The sequence below is a fragment of the Azospirillum sp. B21 genome, assembly GCF_008364825.1.
In the GTDB taxonomy this organism is placed as follows: domain Bacteria; phylum Pseudomonadota; class Alphaproteobacteria; order Azospirillales; family Azospirillaceae; genus Azospirillum.
In genome coordinates this window covers 46,811-68,739 of sequence record NZ_VTTO01000002.1, presented here as the reverse complement: position 1 = coordinate 68,739, position 21,929 = coordinate 46,811, and the positions used below count along the sequence as shown (strand labels likewise).

The window sequence follows — 21,929 nt, the reverse complement described above, 5'->3', positions numbered from 1 at the left end:
GATATCTTCGAGGCTCAGCGCGACGGGGAACCGAACCGTCCGGGCGGCAGGCCGCGGACGCCGGGGTCGCACTCGAACAGCGCCCCGGCCAGCGGCTCCTCGTGCCGGCCGTGCGCGGCGGTGGTGACGAACAGCCGGTCGAGGTCCGGACCGGCGAAGACGCAGGAGGTGACGCGGGACACCGGCAGCGCGATGGCGCGGTCCAGCGTGCCGTCCGGGTGGAAGCGGCTGACGCGCGCACCATCCCAATGGGCGATCCACAGCCCGCCCTCGGCATCGCAGGTCATGCCGTCGGGATAGCCATCCGCGTCGCCGAAGCGAATGTGGACGCACTTGCCGGACAGGCTGCCGCCCCTGCCGACTTCGAAGGCATAAACCGTCCGCGCCGCGCTGTCGGTGTGGTAGATCGTCCGCCCGTCCGGCGACAGCGCCGGCCCGTTGGTGACGGTGTAGCCCTCGTCCACCCTGATGACTGCGCCGTCGGGATCGATGCGGTAGAAGCTGCCGGCCGGCGCCTCCTCCGCATCGTCCATGCTGCCGACCCACAGTCGGCCCTGGGCATCGGCCTTGCCGTCGTTCAGCCGGTTGCCCGGCCGGTCCGGCTCGATCCGCGCCAATTCCTCGGCGATCACCGCCTGCCCCGGCTCCAGCAGCAGGCGGACCACGCGGCGGGAGCGCAGCCCGGCTATGAGGCCGTTGCCGTCGGCGCTCTCCACCAGCCAGCAGGCGGCGTCGTCAAGCTCCCACCCCGCCTGCGCCCCATCGGACAGGCCGTGGTGCAGGATGCGGGAGCCGCGGATGTCGACGAAGTAGACGGCATCCTGCCGCGGGGACCAGAGCGGACCCTCCCCCAGCAGCGCACGGGCCTGCCAGACGCAACGCGCTTCCTGCGCCATGCCGCTTCACTCCTCCTCGCACCCCGAGGCTGTCGCTGCCGGCAGCCATTTGAAAATTTGTTGACGACCCGAACGATAAGAGGCCTTTTGATAATCGTCCAATACGAAGATGGGCATCTGCGATATCAATTGTCGTATACCGGCATCCCGCAACCCGGCGCCGGCGCCCGACCGGAGGCAACCACCCGTGACCCCGCAACGCTTCCCCCCGAACTGGTTCCAGAAGGCCCGGCTGAAGCTGCGCCATCTCCAGCTGTTCGCGGCGCTCGACGAACACCGCAACCTGCACCGCGCTGCCGCCAGCCTGAACATGTCGCAGCCGGCGGCCTCCAAGCTGCTGGGCGACCTGGAGGAAACGCTGGGGATCGAGCTGTTCGACCGCCATGGCCGCGGGATCGAGCCGAACTGGTACGGCAGCCTGATGATCCGCCACGCCCGGATGATCCTCAGCGAGTTGCAGGAAACGGGGGAGGAGCTGAACGCGCTGCTGGCCGGGCACAGCGGCCGGGTGTCGGTCGGCACGGTGATGGCTCCGGCGGTGGAGCTGGTGGTTCCCGTCATCAGCAGCCTGACCCGCGAGCATCCCAACCTGAAGATCGCCGTGGCGGTGGAGACCAGCGACGTGCTGGCCGAACGGGTGCATCAGGGGGTGATGGATTTCGCCATCGGCCGCCTGCCCGGCCATCTCGACCCCACCGCCTTCGAATACCAGGAGATCAGCAGCGAGGAGCTGTGCTTCGTCTGCCGCGCAGGCAATCCGCTGCTGCAGCTCGGCCGCCCGCTGACCGCCGCAGACCTGTCGGACGCCACCTGGATCCTGCAGCCCGTCGGCACGCTGCTGCGCGACCGGGTGGAGGCGCTGTTCCGCGCCGAGGGCGCCCGGCTGCCGCACCGGGTGATCGAAAGCGCGTCGCCGGTCATCTCGATGGCGATGGTGGCGGAGACCGAGTCGATCACCGTCTTCGCCCGCGCGCTCGCCCAGGTGTTCACGCCCGGCGGCTGCTACACGATCATGCCTTTCAACAAGCGCTTCAGCGTGGAGCCCTACGGCATCTTCTGGCTGAAGGACCGGCCGCTGTCTCCCGGCGCCCACACCGTTCTGTCGGCGGTGCGCGCCGCCTCGGAACGCAAGATGCGCCAGCTGTCGGGATCACCTGCCGATACTCAAATGCATATCGCTTTGCCGAATAATCATATTTGACAGTTATGGGGAAACGGAGGATTGCTAGGGACACAAACCATCGCGCCCCATGCCGTCCGCGATACAGAACGTGGGGGCTGCGAAGCGCGTGCCGTAGAAATGGGGAGGATTTCGGTCCATGTCGTCTCCTAAGCGTTCTTCCTTCACCTCTAAACTTGCCGGACTCACCGTCGGCCTGCTGATCGCCACCGGCACCGCAGCCGCCCCGGCGATGGCGCAGGACAAGCCGACCATCGGCATCGCCATGCCGACCAAGTCGTCGGCGCGCTGGATCGACGACGGCAACAACATGGTCAAGTATTTCCAGGAAAAGGGATACAAGACCGACCTGCAATATGCCGAGGACGACATCCCCAACCAGCTCGCCCAGATCGAGAACATGGTCACCAAGAACGACAAGGTTCTGGTGATCGCCGCCATCGACGGGACGACGCTGACCGACGTTCTGCAGAAGGCGGCCGAACAGGGCGTGAAGGTCATCGCCTACGACCGGCTGATCCGCGGGTCCGCCAATGTCGATTACTACGCCACCTTCGACAATTTCCAGGTCGGCGTGCTCCAGGCCGCCTATATCGAGAAGGCTCTCGGCCTGAAGGACGGCAAGGGCCCCTTCAACATCGAACTGTTCGGCGGCTCCCCCGACGACAACAACGCCTATTTCTTCTACAACGGCGCCATGTCGGTGCTGCAGCCCTACATCGACAGCGGCAAGCTGAAGGTGCAGAGCGGCCAGGTCGGCATGGACAAGGTGTCCACCCTGCGCTGGGACGGCGCGGTCGCCCAGTCCCGCATGGACAACCTGCTGAGCGCCTATTACGGCAACAAGACGCTGGACGCCGTGCTGTCGCCCTATGACGGCATCAGCATCGGCATCATCTCCTCGCTGAAGGGCGTGGGCTACGGCTCGCCCTCGCAGCCGATGCCGGTCGTCACCGGCCAGGACGCCGAAATCCCGTCGGTCAAGTCGATCCTGGCGGGCGAGCAGCGCTCCACCGTCTTCAAGGATACCCGCGAACTGGCGAAAGTGACGGTCGGCATGGTCGACGATCTGCTGGCCGGCCGCACCCCGCAGGTCAACGACACCAAGACCTACGACAACGGCAAGAAGGTCGTTCCCTCCTATCTGCTGAAGCCGGTCAGCGTCGACTCCACGAACTGGAAACAGGTCCTGGTCGACGGCGGCTACTACAAGGAATCACAGATCAAGTGAGCGGGTGGCGCGGGGGGCGGGGCCATCCGGCGCCCTCCACCGTGCTCCGCCGGACCATGCAGGCGGGCGATCAGGGGGTTCCATGGACAGCATTCTTGAGATGCGCCGCATCACCAAGACGTTTCCGGGCGTCAAGGCGCTCGATGACGTCAACCTCTTCGTCCGCGAGGGGGAGATCCACGCGCTGATCGGCGAGAACGGCGCCGGCAAATCGACGCTGATGAAGGTGCTGAGCGGCGTCTATCCGCACGGGACCTATGACGGCGAAATCCGCTTTCGCGGTCAGCCCGTCGCCTTCCGCGGCATCGCCGACAGCGAAAAGCTGGGCATCATCATCATCCACCAGGAACTGGCGCTGGTCCCGCTTCTGTCGATCACCGAGAACCTGTTCCTCGGCAACGAGCAGGCCCCCAGTGGATTTTTGGGGCGGGGCCGGATCGACTGGGTGGCCGCCACCGCCCGCGCCCGTGACCTGCTGCGCATGGTCGGGCTGACGGATTCGCCCGAGACGCTGATCACCGACATCGGCGTCGGCAAGCAGCAGCTGGTGGAGATCGCCAAGGCGCTGTCCAAGCAGGTCAAGCTGCTGATCCTGGACGAGCCGACCGCCAGCCTGAACGAGAGCGACAGCGACGCGCTTCTAACCCTGCTGCTGCGCTTCAAGGAACAGGGCATCTCCTCCATCCTGATCTCGCACAAGCTGAACGAGATCGCCAAGGTCGCCGACCGCGTCACCATCCTGCGCGACGGCACCACGGTGGAGACGCTGGACTGCCATGACGGCCCCATCAGCCAGGACCGCATCATCAAGGGCATGGTCGGCCGCGACCTTGCCGACCGCTATCCGCGCCGCACCAGCAACCCCGGCGACATCCTGTTCGAGGTGAAGGGCTGGAGCGCCGACCACCCCATCCATCCCGGCCGCCGCGTGGTGAAGGACATCGACCTGCATGTCCGCCGGGGCGAGGTGGTGGGCATCGCCGGCCTGATGGGCGCCGGCCGCACCGAATTCGCCATGAGCCTGTTCGGCCGGTCCTATGGCCGCAACATCCGCGGGCAAGCTTTCCTTGGCGGGCGCGAGATCGACGTGTCGACCATCGCCAAGGCGATGAACAACGGCCTCGCCTATGCCACCGAGGACCGCAAGCATTACGGCCTCGTGCTGGACAACGACATCCGCCACAACGTGACGCTGGCCAATCTGGACGGCGTCGCCAAGCGCGGCGTCATCCACCACGAACGCGAGATCGAGGTCGCCAACGACTTCCGCCGCCGCCTGCGCATCCGCTGCTCCGACGTGTTCCAGCAGACGGTGAACTTGTCCGGCGGCAACCAGCAGAAGGTCGTGCTCAGCAAATGGCTGTTCGCCGGCCCGCAGGTGCTGATCCTGGACGAGCCGACCCGCGGCATCGACGTCGGCGCCAAATATGAAATCTACACCATCGTCAACCAGCTGGTGGCCGAAGGCCGCGGCGTCATCCTGATCTCGTCGGAACTGCCGGAGCTTCTGGGCGTCGCCGACCGCATCTACGTGATGAACGAAGGCGCGCTGGTCGCCGAGATGCCGGCGGCCGAGGCCAGCCAGGAAAAGATCATGCACGCCATCATGTCCTCCGCCTCGAAATCCTCGGCGGCCCGCGCCGCCGTCGCGGCAGCCGCTTTGAACGATGGTGTCCGGGAGCCCCTGCAATGAGCGCCGAACTGAATCTTCCGGCCGCCCCGCCGCGTCAGGCCTCCATGGCCAGGTTCCTGAAGAGCCACATGCGCGATTACGGCATGCTGATCTCGCTGCTGGCGATCGTGGCCTTCTTCCAATACATGACCAACGGCACGCTTCTGCAGCCGCTGAACCTCACCAACCTCGTCCTGCAGAACAGCTACATCGTCATCATGGCGCTGGGCATGCTGCTGGTGATCGTCGCCGGGCACATCGATCTGTCGGTGGGCTCCATCGTCGGCTTCATCGGCGCGCTGGCCGCCATCCTGATGGTGCAGTTCCACCTGCATTTCATCCCCACCGCCATCCTCTGCCTGCTGGCCGGCGCCGCCATCGGCGCGGCGCAGGGGTACTGGGTCGCCTATTTCCGCATTCCCTCCTTCATCGTGACGCTGGCGGGCATGCTGGTCTTCCGCGGCCTCAGCCTCGCCCTTCTCGCCGGCCAGTCGGTCGGCCCCTTCCCGGTGGAGTTCCAGCGCCTCAGCTCCGGCTTCATCCCGGATGTCTTCGGCACGGCCGGCTTCCACACCACCACGCTTCTGCTGTGCCTGGTGACGCCGGCGGTCATCATCGGCCTCAGCGTCGCCGCCCGCATCCGCCGCCACCGCTTCGCCATCGAACAGGAGCCGCTGCCGCTGTTCCTGCTGAAGAGCGCCGGGCTGTTCGCGGTGGTCGCCTATATCGGCATGCTGCTGGCCTCCTACAAAGGGCTGCCGAACGTCCTGATCATCATGGCGCTGCTGATCGGCATCTATGCCTTCGTCACCCGCGACACCACCATCGGCCGGCGCATCTACGCGCTGGGCGGCAACGAGAAGGCCGCCAAGCTGTCGGGCATCGACACCCGCCGCCTGTCCTTCTACACCTTCGTCAACATGGGCGTGCTGGCAGCACTGGCCGGCCTGATCTTCGCCGCTCGGCTCAACACCGCGACGCCGAAGGCCGGCGTCTCGTTCGAACTCGACGTGATCGCCGCCTGCTTCATCGGTGGGGCCTCGGCGTCGGGCGGCGTCGGGCGGGTGACCGGTGCGGTGATCGGCGCCTTCATCATGGGCGTGATGAACAACGGCATGTCGATCCTCGGCATCGGCATCGATTGGCAGCAGGTCATCAAGGGTCTGGTGCTGCTCGCCGCCGTCTGCTTCGACGTCTACAACAAGGGCAAGGCCTGAGGCCTTCCGCCCCGACCGGACAATCGCCATGACGCTCCCCACCCTCGGCCTCGTCGGTCTGGGAAAGATCGCCCGCGACCAGCACATCCCGGCAATCGCCGTCACCGGCCTGTTCGAACTGGCCGCCGTGGTCAGCCCGGACGGCGCCGGCACGGATGGCGTGCCGACCTTCCGCTCCCAGGCTTCGATGCTGGCGGCGCTGCCCGGCCTGGACGCCGTGGCGCTCTGCACCCCGCCCGCCGTCCGCCACGGCCTGACGGTGGAGGCGCTCCGCGCCGGCAAGCATGTGCTGATCGAGAAGCCGCCCGCCGCCACCCTGTCGGAGCTTCACGATCTGGTGGCGGAGGCGGAAGCCGCGCAGCGTACCCTGTTCACCGCCTGGCATTCGCAGTTCAACCCGGCGGTGGAGGAGACACGTCGCCGGCTTTCCGACACCGAGATCCGCAGCGTCGCCATCACTTGGAAGGAGGATGTCCGGCGCTGGCATCCGGGCCAGGACTGGATCTTCGCGGCCGGCGGCTTCGGCGTCTTCGATCCCAGCATCAACGCCCTGTCGATCCTGACCGACATCCTGCCGGCCCCGGTCTTCGTCCGCGCCGCCGACCTGCATGTGCCCGCCAACCGCAACACCCCAATCGCCGCGACGCTGGAGATGAGTGCGGCCCCCGGTTCCCGCATCGGCCGCGTCACCGCCGACTTCGACTTCCTCCAGCAGGGCGAGCAGACTTGGTCCATCGTGATCGAGACCGATGGCGGGCGCCTCGACCTCACCCATGGCGGCACCCGCCTGATGGTGGACGGTGGGCCGGTGCTGGCCGAGCCCGACACCGAATACCAGCGCATCTATCGCCACTTCCACCGGTTGATAGGCGACGGGGCGAGCGACGTCGACGCCCGCCCGCTGTCCTTGGTCGCCGACGCCTGCATGGTCGGGCGCTGGCACCGCACCGACGCCTTCGACTGGTAACGCCGCCGCAGCGACGCACCCCCAACTCCGGCGCCGCCGATCCGGCCCGCGCCCCAACCTGAAACCGGTGCCGACATGACCGATACGAAGCCGCCCTTCCCCGCCACCTCCTCCGGTTCAGAGCGTCGGCTGCGGTCGCGCGCGTGGTTCGACAACCCCGCCAACCCCGACATGACCGCGCTCTACCTGGAGCGCTACCTGAATTTCGGCCTGACGCGGGAGGAGCTGCAGTCCGGCGCGCCCATCATCGGCATCGCCCAGACCGGATCCGACCTCAGCCCCTGCAACCGCCACCATCTGGTCCTGGCCGAACGGCTGCGCGAGGGCATCCGCACCGCCGGCGGCATCGCCATCGAGTTCCCCGTCCACCCGATCCAGGAGACCGGCAAGCGGCCGACCGCCTCCATCGACCGCAACCTCGCCTATCTCGGCCTCGTCGAGGTGCTGCACGGCTATCCGCTGGACGGCGTGGTGCTGACCATCGGCTGCGACAAGACCACCCCGGCCTGCCTGATGGCCGCCGCCACCGTCAACATCCCGGCCATCGCCCTGTCGGTCGGCCCGATGCTGAACGGCTGGTTCCGCGGCGAGCGCACCGGTTCCGGCACCATCGTGTGGAAGGCGCGCCAGATGATGGCGGCCGGCGAGATCGACTATCAGGGCTTCATCGAGCTGGTGGCCTCGTCCGCCCCCTCGACCGGCTACTGCAACACCATGGGCACCGCCTCGACCATGAATTCTCTGGCGGAGGTGCTGGGCATGCAGCTTCCGGGCTCCGCCGCGATCCCCGCCCCCTACCGCGAGCGCCAGCAGGCCGCCTACGAGACCGGCAAGCGCATCGTCGAGATGGTGCGCCAGGACATCAAGCCGTCGGACATCCTGACCCGCGACGCCTTCCTCAACGCCATCGTCGTCAACTCCGCCATCGGCGGTTCGACCAACGCGCCGATCCACATCAACGCCATCGCCAAGCACATCGGCGTGCCGCTGACGGTGGACGATTGGCAGACCCACGGGCTGGGCGTGCCGCTGCTGGTCAACCTGCAGCCGGCCGGCGAGTATCTGGGCGAGGACTTCCACCGCGCCGGCGGCGTGCCGGCGGTGGTGTCGCAGCTGATGCGCCAGGGCCTGATCCGCGAGGATGCGCCCAACGTCAACGGCCGGACCATCGGCGAGAACTGCCGCAACACCGAGATCCTCGATACCCGCGTCATCCACCCGATCGACGACCCGCTGAAGATCAATGCCGGCTTCGTCGTGCTGCGCGGCAACCTGTTCAACGCCGCCATCATGAAGACCAGCGTCATCTCCGACGAGTTCCGGGAGCGCTACCTGTCCAACCCCAGCGATCCGGAAGCGTTCGAAGGCAAGGTCGTCGTCTTCGACGGGCCGGAGGACTACCATCACCGCATCGACGACCCCGACCTGGGCATCGACGCCTACACCATCCTGGTCATCCGCGGCGCCGGCCCCATCGGCTACCCGGGTGCTGCGGAGGTGGTGAACATGCGTCCGCCCGCGAACCTCATCAAGCAGGGCGTCCATTCCCTGCCCTGCATCGGCGACGGGCGGCAGTCCGGCACGTCGGGCTCCCCCTCCATCCTCAACGCCTCGCCGGAGGCGGCGGCCGGCGGCAACCTCGGCCTTCTGCGCAGCGGCGACCGCGTGCGCATCGACCTGCGCCGCGGCAGCGCCGACATCCTGATCTCCGAAGCGGAGTTGGCCGACCGCAAGGCATCCCTGGAAGCAGCCGGCGGCTACCCCGCCCCGCCGTCCCAGACCCCCTGGCAGGAAATCCAGCGCGGCATCGTCGACCAACTCGACGAGGGCATGGTCCTGAAGCCGGCGGTCAAATACCAGCGCGTGGCGCAGACGATGGGGATCCCGCGCGACAATCATTGACAGACGGCGGACTGAAAGTTCCCCGGCAAGCGGATACCGACGATCTTTGTCTTGGTCGTCGGTATCAGCACCGGCTCGCACTAAAGCGCATTCCTCATGGCGCTGCAGAAAGATTGGCTTCGGGGGTGTCGATCAGAAAAAGAGGTTCCCCTGATCGTCTGGTTTCGTCGCGCAGAAGAAATGGCTTGGCCGCATCACGTCATCGTCAAACGGATGGGCGCCACATTTTTGTTGAAATTCAACCGAGGGATGATCCATCCTTAACCAGGAACATATAACGGGTTCTGGGGGAAAAATGTCATCTGATGGTAGTAAGTTCGCTCCGGATTATAGCGAAGGCAGTTTCTGGGATAAGATCAAGAATTATGCTTCGTCCGCCGGCCGCGACGCGATTTTGATGGCGCTGAAGCTATACTACTGCCTGCAATCCCCGAAGACGCCCGCCTGGGCCAAATCGGTGGTGATCGGAGCTTTGGGATATTTCATTTCACCCATTGACGCTATCCCTGATCTTCTTCCTGTCATTGGCTATAGCGACGATATTGGTGTCCTTGCTGCTGCCATAGCGGCGGTTGCCGCACACATCGACGACGAAATCGTCGCCAAGGCAGAAGAACAGTTGCGCCGGTGGTTTGGCTGACAGTTGGCGCGATCTCGTCCGATAACGTAGTTTATGATAAAGCGATCTCTAATGTACTCTGAGGCGATGAGCCTGATGCTGGGTGATATCGCTGAAGCCATCGCGGCAAATGTCCGTCACGCTCCCACTCAGCGAGGCAGGCCGGCACATCGTCCATGAACTGGATATACCGGCCAGCCCGACCTTGGCGCCGCGTCCGCCCACACGCGCAGGAGTGTGACGATGGAGCATGCAACACCACTTCCTCCTGATCCCGACCAGAGAATTCGGCGAGCCGCCCGATGGCTGATCATTTGCAGCGCTTTTGCTTTTGCAGGATTATTCCTCGCTGGCGCTGCCGCAAGCATGCTTTTTGAGCCGTGGACGCTTGAGCTTGCAAAGCAGCAGTTTCCCGCTGTTGTGGGACTCCCGATGGCCGCTTTGGCTGCGCTCTGCCTTGTCGTTCTCCTCGAAATTCAGGCAGGAAACGTTGAGTTGAAAGCGTTTGGATTTGAATTCAAGGGAGCTGCCGGCCCGATCGTCATGTGGGTCATCTGCTTCTTCGCAATTTCCGCAGCCATAAAGATGCTTTGGAAATAGAACGTTTTCATCGGAACCACCGCCCGCGCATCCCAGCAATGCCCCACCATTTCGTGTGACTTTTTACGCGCGCCCTTGACGTACGCCGCGGTTTGCCCACATAAGCCCTCACGAAACATTCGCACCCCAGTCGTCCGATGGCCGCCGCATGGCGCCTCCGGCCGGGTCCTTCCACCCCCGAGATCCGCATCGACGAGCGATGCACGCCCGTCCGGCAGCGTCGAATGCCGGCTTATGTGAGACGTACGACAGAGGCATGACGTTTGATTCAAGGCGGCGCCGGATGGCGCCGAACAACCGCGCACGCAACCAACGTCCGCGTGATGACTTCGATGGCTCCCGCCCGACGGCCAACACGGTCCATGGCGGCGGCCCTACCGGCCCGGTTCCGGGCAAGGACGAGATCCTGTTCCTTCCGCTGGGCGGCTGCTCCCGCATCGGCATGAACATGGCGCTCTATGGCCACGCCGGCAAATGGCTGATCGTGGACGCAGGCGTCGCCTTCGTCGGCGACGAGTTGCCCGGCGTCGACAGCCTGATGGCCGATCCGACCTTCATCGAAGAGCGGATGCAGGACGTCGTCGGGCTGGTGGTGACCCACGCGCACGAGGACCATATCGGCGCGATCCACCATCTGTGGCCGCGCCTGCGCTGCCCGATCTATGCCAGCCCCTTCGCCTCGCACATCATCCGCGATCGGCTGAAGGAAAAGGGCGCACATCGGGCCGCCAAGGTGCAGACCTTCGACATCGGCGACACGCTGACCATCGGTCCTTTCCGGATCGAGACCATCGCCGTCACCCATTCGATCCCCGAACCGATGTCGCTGGCGATCCGCACGGCGGCCGGCACGGTGCTGCACACCGGCGACTGGAAGTTCGATCCCGATCCGCTGATCGGCCGGACCACCGATGTCGCCGCGCTGAAGCGCCTGGGCGACGAGGGGCTGCTCGCCATGATGTGCGACAGCACCAACGCCGACGTGCCCGGTGCGACGGGATCGGAGGCCGACGCCCGCGCCGGCCTGATCGGTGCCTTCGCCAACCGTCCGGGCGCCATCGCGGTGACCGGCTTCGCCTCCAACGTCGCCCGCATGACAGCGGTGGCGGAAGCGGCGGCGGCGGTCGGGCGCAAGGTGGTGCTGGTCGGCCGTTCCATGCTGCGCATGGAAAAGGCGGCGCAGGCCTGCGGCTATCTCGACCATGTGCCGGACTTCATGGATGTCCGCGAGGCCTCCTGGACTCCGCGCGAGAATCTGGTGTTCCTGTGCACCGGCAGCCAGGGTGAGGAACGGGCGGCGCTCAGCCGACTGGCCCGCAACGAGCACCGCGAGCTGTGGCTGGAAGAGGGCGACACCGTCATCTTCTCCGCCCGCACCATCCCCGGCAACGAAGAGGCGCTGGCGGAAATCCACGAGCATCTGCGTGGCATGGGGGTGGAGATCGTCACCCCGGCCGATGCGCCGGTCCACGTCTCCGGCCACCCTAAGCGCGACGACCTCGCCCGCATGTACGGGCTGGTCCGCCCGCGCTTCGCGGTTCCGGTCCACGGCACAATCGAGCATATGGAAGCCCACGCCCGCCTCGCCCGCGCCTGCGGCGTCGAGCGCGCCCTGGTTCCGGAGGATGGCGACATCCTGCGCATCGCCAAGGAAGGCACCCGGGTGATCGGCCGCATCGAGCCCAGGCGCCTCGCCAACACCGGCCGGGAATTGATCCCCTGGATCCCGCCGGTGGCGGTGGACGCAGAGGAAGAGCGCGTCGCGGCCTGACCGCCTGCAGAGATCGGAAAAACGCCCTGCACCGCCCGGTGCGGGGCGTTTTCCGTTTCTGTACGAATGAAAACGGACGGGCATGGCTCGGGCATTGCATACTCCCGTGCGTCTTTTGTCCCACGGAGTGAAAGTTCGATGTCGTTGCTCTCCTGCTGCCGCAGCGCCGCCCTGTCGGCCCTGCTCCTGTTCGGGCTGAACGGATCCCTCCAGGCCGCGGAGCCGGTCAAGGTCAAGGTGTTCGTCGGGTCGATGTTCGAGATCGGCAAGAACACCGGCGACCGGGCGGGCGAGTTCCAGCACTGGTACGAGCGCTATTGGCAGACTGCCGAGCCGATCACGGTGAAGGGCGCGCTGAACCCGGTCTACTGCAATGCCGACGGCGTGTGCGGGTCGGTGCTGGGCATGGGCAAGGTCAGTTCCTCCGCGTCGATGCAGGCGATCCTGCTGAACCCGCAGCTCGACCTGTCGCAAGCCTATTTCCTGGTCACCGGCGTGGCCGGGACCCCGCCGTCGCGCGGCACCATCGGCGAGGTCAGCTGGGCGACCTGGGTGGTCGACTACGACCTGGGCCACCGCTGGGCGCCGGAGGAAGGCAAGCCGGGCGAGCCGACCTTCATGCCGCGCAAGGGCTATGAAGCGGTGCGCCTGTTCCCGATGAACCCGGCGCTGGTCTCCTGGGCGATGCGGCTGACCGCCGACACGCCGCTGAAGGACAGCGAGTCCGCCCGTGCCTATCGCAAGCGTTATCCGCAGGAAGCCGCGCAACGTGCTCCTTTCGTGGGCACCGGCACGCACATGACCGGCGACACCTTCTTCCACGGCCCCGGCATGTCGGAGCAGGCGCAGTACATCGCCAAGCTCTATGGCGCAGACGACTACGTCATTACGGAGATGGAAGCCGCGGCGATCACGCTGGTGATCAAGCGGCTGCAGGGCTCCGACCGGGTGATGAGCCTGCGCGGCGCCGTCAATTTCGACCAGGGCAACCCGAACGAGACCACCCTGCAGCATCTCGACCCGAAGCCGGGCGAGACCGCCGGCGGCTTCGCCGAGACGGTGGAGAATGTGGAACTGGTCGGCTCCCGCATGGTCGACCACATCGTCGGCCACTGGGACCAGTGGAAGGACGGCGTCCCGGCGCTGCCGGCCCAATAAAGCCTGAAACCTACAGGTCGCGTCCCTTCCGACACCGCATCGCCCACAAGCTACCCCACCTTTCGTGGGACGTCCCACGATCGAAGGGGTGGGCGGATTGAACGGATGGGGCGGACCTGTTCCACGATGTTCCATCCTGCTGGATAAGAAAAAGCGCCGGGTCCGCGAGGAGCCCGGCGCTTTTTCATTTCAACGGCGGAAGCCTGCCCGCTCAGTCCCCTGCCGCCGGCTGCGGCATGGCGCCGTGGCCGGGGCGCCGGCGGACGAACAGGCGGTAGACCGCGACGAAGAAGACCGGCACGAACAGGATCGCCAGCACGGTGGCGGAGATCATGCCGCCCATCACGCCGACGCCGATGGCGTTCTGGCTCTCCGACCCCGCGCCGGTTGCGATCGCCAGCGGCAGCACGCCGAGGACGAAGGCCAGGGACGTCATGATGATCGGCCGCAGACGCTGGCGGCAGGCCTCGATTGCGGCGTCCTTGAGCTCCATGCCCTCGTCGTAGAGCGACTTGGCGAACTCCACGATCAGGATGGCGTTCTTCGCCGACAGACCGATGGTGGTCAGCAGGCCGACCTGGAAATAGACATCGCTCGGCAGGCCGCGCAGCGTCGCCGCGATGACCGCGCCGATGACGCCCAGCGGCACCACCATGATCACCGACACCGGCACCGACCAGCTTTCATAGAGCGCCGCCAGGCAGAGGAAGACGATGATCATCGACAGGGCGTAGAGCGCCGGCGCCTGCGAGCCGCTGAGCCGTTCCTCGTAGGACAGGCCGGTCCACTCGTAGCCGATGCCCTGGGGCAGCTTCCGCATCATTGCCTCCATCTCGGCCATCGCCTCGCCCGAGCTGATGCCCGGTGCAGCCGACCCCTGGATGTTCAGCGAGGAGGCGCCGTTGTAGCGCTCCAGCTTTGGCGAGCCGTAGATCCACTGTGCCGTCGTGAAGGCGGAGAAGGGGACCATCTGCCCGGCGGCATTGCGCACGTACCAGCGGTCGATGTCGCTCGGCTGCATGCGGTAGGGCGCGTCGGCCTGCAGATAGACCTTCTTCACCCGGCCCTGGTCGATGAAGTCGTTGACGTAGGACGAACCCCAGGCCACCGACAGCGTCGTGTTGATGTCGCTCAGCGCAAGGCCGAGCGCGCTCGCCTTCTCGCGGTCGACATCCAGCTTGAACTGCGGCGTGTCCTCCAGGCCGTTGGGGCGGACGCCAACCAGCTTCGGGTTCTGCGCCGCCATGCCCAGCAGCTGGTTGCGCGCCTGCATCAGCCGGTCATGGCCCAGCCCGCCGCGGTCGACCAGCTGCAGGTCGAAGCCGGTGGCGTTGCCGAGGCCGGGAACCGACGGCGGTAGGAAGGCGAAGACCACCGCATCCTTCAGCTGCGACAGCGCCCCCATCGCCCGCCCCGCGATGGCCTGCGGCTTCAGCGCCGGGGATTGGCGCTCGCTCCAGTCCTTCAGCCGGACGAAGGCCATGCCGGCATTCTGGCCGCGGCCGGAGAAGTTGAAACCGACGATGGTGAACAGGCCCTCGACGCTGTCCTTCTCCTTTTCAAGGAAATGGGTGGTGACGGCCTTGGCGGTCTCGGCCGTGCGCTCGGCGCTGGCGTTCGGCGGGGCCGACCACAGCACGAACAGCTGGCCGCGGTCCTCCGTCGGCAGGAAGGAGGACGGCATCTGCAGGAACAGGTAGCCCAGCCCGCCGAGGATCAGCAGATAGGCGATGAAATAGCGGCCCAGACGGTTCACCGCACCGCGCACGCCGCGGACATAGACCCGGCTGCTGGCGTCGAAGCCGCGGTTGAACAGACCGAAGAAGCCCCGTTTCGGATGACCGTGATTGGCAGCGACAGGCTTCAGGATGGTGGCGCAGAGCGCCGGCGTCAGCACCAGGGCGACCACCACCGACAGCGCCATCGCCGACACGATGGTCAGCGAGAACTGGCGGTAGATGGCGCCGGCCGACCCGCCGAAGAAGGCCATCGGCACGAACACCGCCGACAGCACCAGCGCGATGCCGACCAGCGCGCCGGTGATCTGGTCCATCGACTTGCGCGTCGCCTCGCGCGGGAGCAGGCCCTCCTCGCTCATCACGCGCTCGACGTTTTCGACCACGACGATGGCGTCGTCCACCAGCAGGCCGATCGCCAGCACCATGCCGAACATCGTCAGCACGTTGACCGAGAAGCCGAAGGCCGACAGCACCCCGAAAGTACCGAGCAGCACCACCGGCACCGCGATGGTCGGGATCAGCGTCGCGCGGAAATTCTGCAGGAACAGGTACATCACGACGAAGACGAGGACGATGGCCTCGAACAGCGTCTTGATCACCTCATGGATCGACAGCTCGACGAAGGGCGTCGTGTCGTAGGGGTAGATGACCTCGATGCCCGAGGGGAAGAAGGGCTGCAGTTCCGCCACCCGCGCCTTGACCGCGGCGGCGGTGTCCAGCGCGTTGGCGCCGGTCGCCAGCTTGATGCCGACGCCCGCCGCCGGCTTGCCGTTGTAGGCGGCGCTGATCTCGTAGGTCTCGGACCCGATCTCGATCCGCGCCACGTCGCGCAGCCGCACCTGGGATCCGTCGGGGTTCACGCGCAGCAGAATGGCGCCGAACTGTTCCGGCGTCTGCAGGCGAGACTGGGCGGTGATGGTGGCGTTGATCTGCTGGCCCGCGACGGCCGGCGCGCCGCCGAGCTGGCCGGCGGAGACCTGCGCGTTCTGGGTCTTGACCGCGTTGGAGACGTCGGTGGTGGTCAGCGCGAAGTTGTTCAGCGCATCGGGGTCGAGCCAGATGCGCATGGCATGCTGCGGGCCGAAGACGGTGACGTCGCCGACGCCCTCCACGCGGCTCAGCGTGTCCTGCAGGTTGGAGGTGACGTAGTCGGCGATGTCGCCCTGGCTGAGGCGCCCGTCGCTCGATACGAAGCCCACCACCAGCAGGAAGTCGTTGCCGGCCTTCGACACCTGCAGGCCGCGCTGCTGGACCTCCTGCGGCAGCAGGGGAACCGCCAGCTGCAGCTTGTTCTGCACCTGGACCTGGGCGATGTCGGGGTTGGCCTCCGGCTCGAAGGTCAGCGTGATGGTCACGTTGCCGGAGGAGTCGCTGTTGGAGGACATGTAGCGGAAATGGTCGAGCCCGGTCATCTTCTGTTCGATGACCTGGGTGACCGTGTCCTCCAGCGTCTTGGCCGAGGCGCCGGGATAGCTGGCGGAGATCGACACCGTCGGCGGCGCGATCTTCGGATATTGCTCGACGGGCAGGCGCAGGATCGCCAGGGCGCCGGCCATCATGATGACGATGGCGATGACCCAGGCGAAGACCGGCCGGTCGATGAAGAATTTTGACATGGGAACGGTATCCTGGATCAGCGGGCCGAAGCGGCCTTTTCAGGCAGCGCAGCGAGGGCATTCTGGGCCGGCACCGGCTTCACCTCGGCCCCCGGCTTGACCTTCTGCAGGCCTTCGACGACCACCCGCTCGCCGGCGGCCAGCCCGTCCGACACCAGCCAGACATTGCCCACCGCGCGTTCGGTCTTGATGGTGCGCTGGGCCGCCTTGTTGTCGGCGCCCACCACCCAGACGCGGGCGCTGCCGTCCGGTCCGCGGCTGACCGCCGCCTGCGGGACGGTGATGGCGTTCTCGGCGACGCCCTGCTCCACGCGGGCACGGACGAACAGGCCGGGCAGCAGGTCCTTGTTCGGGTTGGGGAAGACCGCACGAAGCTGGACCGAGCTGGTGCCGGCATCCACCGTCACGTCGGAGAACTGGAGTTCGCCCTTCGCCGGATAGGGAGTGTCGTCGCCGTTGCTGTTCAGGAACAGCGTCACCGGGATCTTGCCGGGCTCGGCCGGGCGGATGCGGCCGGTCGCCATGTCCTCGCGCAGCTTCATCAACTGCGAGGCGGTCTGCGTCACGTCGACATAGATCGGGTCGAACTGCTGGATGGTCGCCAGCGCCGTCGCCTGACTGGCGGTGACCAGCGCGCCTTCGGTGACCGCCGACTTGCCGATGCGGCCGGAGATCGGTGCGAACACCTTGGTGTAGTTCAGGTTGATGCTGGCGAGGTTGTAGGCGGCCTTGGCCGCGGCCACCTGTGCCTCGTTCTGCTTCAGCGTGGCCTGGACGTCGTCGAAATCCTGCTTGCTGACCACGCTGTTCTTCACGAGGTCGCCATAGCGCGCCGCCTTGTTGCGCGCGGCCTGCAGGTTCGCCTCCGCCTTCTGCACGTCGGCCTGGGCGCTGGCCAGCGACGCCTCGTAGGTGGCGGGATCGATCTGGTAGAGCTGGTCGCCGGCCTTGACGTCGCTGCCTTCGCGGAACAGGCGCTTCAGCACGATGCCGCTGACCTGCGGGCGGATTTCAGCCACCCGGTAGGCGGCAGTACGGCCCGGCAGCTCGGTCGTTACGGTCAGGCGCTGCGGCCCGATTGTGATGACCGACACCTCCGGCGGGCCGCCGGCCTGGGGCTGACCGGCCGCCTGCTTCTGCTGGTTGCAGCCGGCGAGCACCGCGATCAGCGCAGCCGCCGCGGCCAGCGTCATGAATGAGTTGGATCTGAACATCTCTTTCCTCGTCTCGGCGCCGCGCGTCTGCGGTCCCGTCTCCCTGCTACGGCCGGGCTTTGGGCCGACCTTCGGTCCGGGCTGCGGGTGGACCGGCACATCCCCGTTGCTTAGTACTGTCTCATACAGTACACTGTACCAGACGATACATTCAGAATGCTGCAGCGCGCAAGGGGGTTCCGCAATGCCCGATACGGGGCTGGATGCAAGGGGGGTGGACTACGGCGCCGGGACGGGCACCCGCGGCCATGCGCGCTGCCGGGCCCTGCTGGATGCCGCGGCGGCGCTGTTCGTCGAGAAGGGTTATGCCGGAACGTCGCTCAGTGACGTGCTGCGGCTTGCCGGCGGGTCGCGCACGACGCTTTATACCCATTTTGGCGACAAGGACGGCCTGTTCCGCGCCATGATGGAGGAACATTGCGCCCGAGTGCTGGACGGCATGGCACCGGACGCCCTCGCCCTGGATGCCCCCGCCGGCAGCGTTTCGGAGCAGGCTGCCGATCCGGAAGAGCGGCTGGTTCGCATCGCGCTCCACATCATGCATGCGCTGACGCAACCGCAAACGACGGCGATCCTGCGCACGCTGATCTCCGAAGGCGCCCGCATTCCCGATCTCGTCGAGACCTTCTTCCGCGTCGGGCCGGAGCGCACGCGCGAGCGGATGGTCGGCTGCCTGCGCGAACTGGCCGAGGCAGGACGGATCCGCGTCGCCGACGCCGAGGTGGCGGCGCAGGCCTTCTGCGGCATGGTGACCGGCAACCTCCTGATGGAGCGGCTGATCCTGCCCGACCGGCCTGTCGACATGCCGGCGGTGGAGGCCTATGTGCGCGCCTGCGTCCGTCTGTTCCTCCGCGGAACCACCCCGTCCCCGTCGGCCTCCTGACGGCACTCCGACCCAATCACGCCCCCAACGAACCGCCAAGCAAGAGGCCCGAGAAATGAGCCCCGGAATGCCGAAGGACATCGTCGTTTTCATCGAGGCGGACGAGGAGCGGGCCGGCCGGCTTGCTTATGCCGCCGCGCTGGCACAAAGCTGGCAGGCGCACCTGATCGCCACATTCGTCGTCAACCGGCTGGAACTGACCCCCGGCAGCGGCTTCGCCCGCGGCGGCGGGCTGGAAGCCATGCTGCGCCAGCATCATACCGCCGCCCGCAATGCAGCGGCGGAGGCGCGGACGCTGTTCGACCGCATCGTCGCCGACACCGGCATCAGCGGCGAATGGCGCCTGTCCGACCATGAGGATGGCGAGGCGCTGATGCTCCACGCCCGCCATGCCAGCCTCGCCATCGTCGGCCCGCCGCTGCGGCCGACCCGGCCGGCGCGGATGCTCAGCCTGTCGGAGGATGTGATCTTCGCCTCCGGCCGCCCCACCCTGCTTCTGCCGGCGGGCTGGCCGTCGCACCGCATCGGCCGGCGGATCGTCGTCGGCTGGAACGGCAGCCGCGAGGCGGCGACCGCCATCGCGCTCGCCATGCCCCTGCTGAGCGCGGCGGACATCGTGCATTTGGTCGTGGTGCCCGAAGCGCGCCCGAACGGCCTGCTCGGCGGCGATCCGGGGGCCGACATGTCCCGCCATCTGGCGCGCAATGGGGTAGAGGTGGTGCTGGAACAGCGCCCCGGCACCGATGCCGGTACCGTGCTGCTGGACCATGCGCGCACGGTGGATGCCGACCTGCTGGTGATGGGTGCCTATGGCCGGCCGCGGATCAGCGAATTCGTCTTCGGCGGGACGACCCGCACGGTTCTGGCAAAGGCGAACACCCCGATCCTGCTGTCGCGATGACACTGCCGGAGGGGGATCCCTGCGTCTTTTTTACCGCTCGCGCCGGTCCCCCTTCCCGGTGCAGACGTTCTACAGTGGCGCACGCGCATCGGCGTGGAACGGATACTCAGACCGGACGCGGGCGCCGCCGCGCCGGAGGAAAGCGCATCATGACGAGCAGCAGCCACAAGGCCGATATGGCCGCCGGAGCCACTGCCGGACCGGCACCGGCGGGCCCCGCCACCTGCGGACCGCGGGGACTGGCGCGCCGGCAGGCGATCCTGACCGCCGCCCGGCGGCTGTTCATCGAAAAAGGGTTCGAGAAGACGACGCTCAGTGACATCATCGCCGTGGCCGGCGGCTCCCGCGCCACGCTGTACGAGCATTTCGGCGACAAGGAGGGCCTGTTCCGCGCGATCATGGAGGAGGACAACGCCATGATCCTCTCCGGTCTCGCCCCGGCCCAGGCCGACGACCGCGTCACGCCGGAAGCGGGGCTGACCGCCTTCGCCCTTCATCTGGTCAAGGCCCTGTTGAACGAGGAGACGACCGGCACCGTCCGCATCCTGATCTCCGAAGGCGACCGCGTGCCGGACATCGCCGAGGCCTTCTTCCGCATCGGCCCGGAAAACGCCATCCGCCGCCTTGCCGAATATCTCCAACGCCTGTCGGACAACGGCACCTTGAAGATCGAGGATCCGGCCGTGGCCGCCCAGGCCTTCCTGGGCATGGTCACCGGCAACCTGCTGGTGCGCCGCCTGATCCTGCCGCAGAGCGCGCCGGCCATCCCCGACCTCGACCGCTATGTCCGGCAGGCGGTGCGGCTGTTCCTGAGCGGCGCTCGCCCATCCGGAACCGCCATTCCCGGATGAGACCCGGCGGCGGTCAGATCGTTTCCGCCGCCTCCTCCCCCACCCCGCGGTCACGGTCGGCCTTGGTCAGTGGTTCGGCGATCTCCTCCAGCCCCTTGCCTTCGGCATCGACGCCGTAGATCAGGGCGACCACGCCACCGAACATCATCACCACCGACCCCAGCACATAGCCCCAGAACAGCGGCTCGCGCTCCGTTCCCTCTCCCACCAGCCAGCCGAACAGCAGCGGACCGGTGGAGCCCACCACCTGGGCGATGGCGAAGAAATAGGAGATGGCCTGTGCCCGCACCTCCAGCGGGAAGATCTCGCTGACCGTCAGGTAGGCCGACGACGCGCCCGCGGAGGCGAAGAAGAAGGACACGCACCAGAACACGGTGTGCGTGTCCGCCGTCAGCACGCCCTGCCGGAACAGGATGGCCGAGGCCAGCAGCACGGTTCCCGCCAGCAGATAGGTGCCGAAGATCATCCGACGTCGCCCCACCGTGTCGAACAGCGGCCCCAGCAGCAGCGGCCCGATCAGGTTTCCGGCGGCGAAGGGAAAGAAATAGAGTGCCGTCTGCGATGGGTCGAGGTGATAGAAATTCTGCAGGACCAGGGCATAGGTGAAGAAGATCGCATTGTAGAGAAAGGACTGCGTGACCATCATCGTCACGCCCAGGAAGGTGCGTGACGGGTATTGCCGGAAGAAGACGTCCACCAACTGGGCGTAGGAGACCGAATCTTCGGGAATGATCGACATGGCCCTCCGCGGATCGACGGGCGGCAACGGCTTGCCCTGGTCGCGAACACTGGCCTCGATGCCGTCGACGATGCGCTCGGCCTCCTCCTCCATTCCGTGGGTGACCATCCAGCGCGGGCTTTCCGGGATGAAGCGGCGCAGATAGATGATGGCCAGCCCCAGGATCGGGCCGATGAAGAAGGCGATGCGCCAGCCGAGTTCCTCCGGAACCAGGGAATGGTCGAGAAGGAAGACGCTGCCGACGGCGCCGATCATCGCGCCGCCCCAATAGGTGCCGTTGATGGCGATATCGACCCGTCCGCGGTAGCGGGCGGGGATCAGCTCGTCGATGGCGGAATTGATGGCAGCATATTCGCCGCCGATCCCCATCCCGGCGACGAAGCGCCAGAGATAGAGGAACCACGGCGTCCAGGCGAATCCGGCGATGCCGGAGGCGATCAGGTAGATCGCCAGCGTGGTGATGAACAGCCGCTTGCGCCCCCAGCGGTCGGTCAGCCGCCCGAAGACGAGCGCGCCGACCACCTGCCCCATCAGATAGATGGTGCCGGCAAGCCCGACCTCCGCGCTCGACATGCCCAGGCTTTCCTTGTAGCCGGAGGCCGAGATCAGCTGGATTTCGATTCCGTCCAGGATCCAACTGACGCCCAGCCCCACCACGACCATCCAATGAAAGCGGGCCCAGGGCAGCCGGTCCATCCGGGCGGGCACGAGGCTGCTGACCGCGGCATTCCGCGGAGCAGATCCCGGAGCGGCGCTTTGTCTGGCGGTCATGG

Annotated in this window: 17 protein-coding genes; 13 read left to right on the top strand and 4 right to left on the bottom strand. The window is 66.7% G+C overall.

Annotation, left to right across the window (positions count from 1 at the left end; translation table 11 throughout):
• Positions 1-14: 14 nt before the first annotated feature.
• Positions 15-896, bottom strand: a complete 882-nt coding sequence (locus FZ983_RS05105) for an SMP-30/gluconolactonase/LRE family protein (RefSeq protein WP_149222516.1) — start codon at positions 894-896, stop codon at positions 15-17.
• Positions 897-1,083: 187 nt separating this feature from the next.
• Here FZ983_RS05105 and FZ983_RS05100 point away from each other — a divergent pair, with 187 nt between their 5' ends.
• The 10 genes from FZ983_RS05100 to FZ983_RS05055 all read left to right on the top strand — a co-directional run bounded on the left by FZ983_RS05100 (position 1,084) and on the right by FZ983_RS05055 (position 13,213).
• A complete protein-coding gene (locus tag FZ983_RS05100) occupies positions 1,084-2,097 on the top strand; it encodes a LysR family transcriptional regulator (RefSeq protein ID WP_149222515.1) in 1,014 nt (337 codons plus the stop codon).
• 118 nt (positions 2,098-2,215) lie between these two features.
• Positions 2,216-3,307: a multiple monosaccharide ABC transporter substrate-binding protein gene (gene chvE / locus FZ983_RS05095; RefSeq protein WP_149222514.1), complete on the top strand. Its 1,092-nt coding sequence runs from the start codon at positions 2,216-2,218 to the stop codon at positions 3,305-3,307.
• A gap of 82 nt (positions 3,308-3,389) precedes the next feature.
• On the top strand, positions 3,390-5,000 hold the full coding sequence (mmsA, locus tag FZ983_RS05090; RefSeq protein WP_149222513.1) for a multiple monosaccharide ABC transporter ATP-binding protein: 1,611 nt from the start codon (positions 3,390-3,392) through the stop codon (positions 4,998-5,000).
• Positions 4,997-6,196 carry a multiple monosaccharide ABC transporter permease gene (gene mmsB / locus FZ983_RS05085; RefSeq protein WP_149222512.1) on the top strand — a complete coding sequence of 400 codons (1,200 nt, stop codon included), beginning with the start codon at positions 4,997-4,999 and terminating at the stop codon, positions 6,194-6,196. The genes mmsA and mmsB overlap by 4 nt, the downstream gene beginning before the upstream one ends.
• Before the next feature lie 28 nt (positions 6,197-6,224).
• Entirely contained in the window at positions 6,225-7,163 is a 939-nt protein-coding gene (locus tag FZ983_RS05080) for a Gfo/Idh/MocA family oxidoreductase (protein ID WP_149222511.1), read from the top strand.
• A 75-nt stretch (positions 7,164-7,238) separates the two neighbouring features.
• Entirely contained in the window at positions 7,239-9,065 is a 1,827-nt protein-coding gene (locus FZ983_RS05075; protein ID WP_149222510.1) for an IlvD/Edd family dehydratase, read from the top strand.
• A gap of 295 nt (positions 9,066-9,360) precedes the next feature.
• A complete protein-coding gene (locus tag FZ983_RS05070) occupies positions 9,361-9,705 on the top strand; it encodes a YkvA family protein (RefSeq protein WP_149222509.1) in 345 nt (114 codons plus the stop codon).
• A gap of 222 nt (positions 9,706-9,927) precedes the next feature.
• Positions 9,928-10,284, top strand: coding sequence for a hypothetical protein (locus FZ983_RS05065; protein WP_149222508.1), 357 nt, complete (start codon positions 9,928-9,930; stop codon positions 10,282-10,284).
• 283 nt (positions 10,285-10,567) lie between these two features.
• Complete coding sequence (locus tag FZ983_RS05060; RefSeq protein WP_149223043.1) at positions 10,568-12,055, top strand: ribonuclease J; 1,488 nt, start codon at positions 10,568-10,570, stop codon at positions 12,053-12,055.
• A 138-nt stretch (positions 12,056-12,193) separates the two neighbouring features.
• Positions 12,194-13,213 carry a purine nucleoside permease gene (locus FZ983_RS05055; protein WP_149222507.1) on the top strand — a complete coding sequence of 340 codons (1,020 nt, stop codon included), beginning with the start codon at positions 12,194-12,196 and terminating at the stop codon, positions 13,211-13,213.
• A gap of 211 nt (positions 13,214-13,424) precedes the next feature.
• Here FZ983_RS05055 and FZ983_RS05050 read toward each other — a convergent pair whose 3' ends face one another.
• Together FZ983_RS05050 and FZ983_RS05045 are read right to left on the bottom strand one after the other, a co-directional pair.
• Complete coding sequence (locus FZ983_RS05050; RefSeq protein WP_149222506.1) at positions 13,425-16,568, bottom strand: efflux RND transporter permease subunit; 3,144 nt, start codon at positions 16,566-16,568, stop codon at positions 13,425-13,427.
• A 17-nt stretch (positions 16,569-16,585) separates the two neighbouring features.
• Positions 16,586-17,782, bottom strand: coding sequence for an efflux RND transporter periplasmic adaptor subunit (locus tag FZ983_RS05045; protein WP_149222505.1), 1,197 nt, complete (start codon positions 17,780-17,782; stop codon positions 16,586-16,588).
• 184 nt (positions 17,783-17,966) lie between these two features.
• Between FZ983_RS05045 and FZ983_RS05040 the strand changes: the two genes are divergently transcribed.
• The 3 genes from FZ983_RS05040 to FZ983_RS05030 all read left to right on the top strand — a co-directional run bounded on the left by FZ983_RS05040 (position 17,967) and on the right by FZ983_RS05030 (position 20,417).
• A complete protein-coding gene (locus FZ983_RS05040) occupies positions 17,967-18,665 on the top strand; it encodes a TetR/AcrR family transcriptional regulator (protein ID WP_149222504.1) in 699 nt (232 codons plus the stop codon).
• Between the two features lie 67 nt (positions 18,666-18,732).
• Positions 18,733-19,566 carry a universal stress protein gene (locus FZ983_RS05035; RefSeq protein ID WP_149223042.1) on the top strand — a complete coding sequence of 278 codons (834 nt, stop codon included), beginning with the start codon at positions 18,733-18,735 and terminating at the stop codon, positions 19,564-19,566.
• A gap of 149 nt (positions 19,567-19,715) precedes the next feature.
• Complete coding sequence (locus FZ983_RS05030; protein ID WP_149222503.1) at positions 19,716-20,417, top strand: TetR/AcrR family transcriptional regulator; 702 nt, start codon at positions 19,716-19,718, stop codon at positions 20,415-20,417.
• Between the two features lie 13 nt (positions 20,418-20,430).
• Here the strand turns inward: FZ983_RS05030 and FZ983_RS05025 are convergent, their stop codons facing one another.
• The gene (locus FZ983_RS05025; protein WP_149222502.1) at positions 20,431-21,927 is read right to left on the bottom strand and encodes an MFS transporter; all 1,497 of its coding nucleotides are present in this window, start codon (positions 21,925-21,927) and stop codon (positions 20,431-20,433) included.
• Positions 21,928-21,929: the final 2 nt, after the last annotated feature.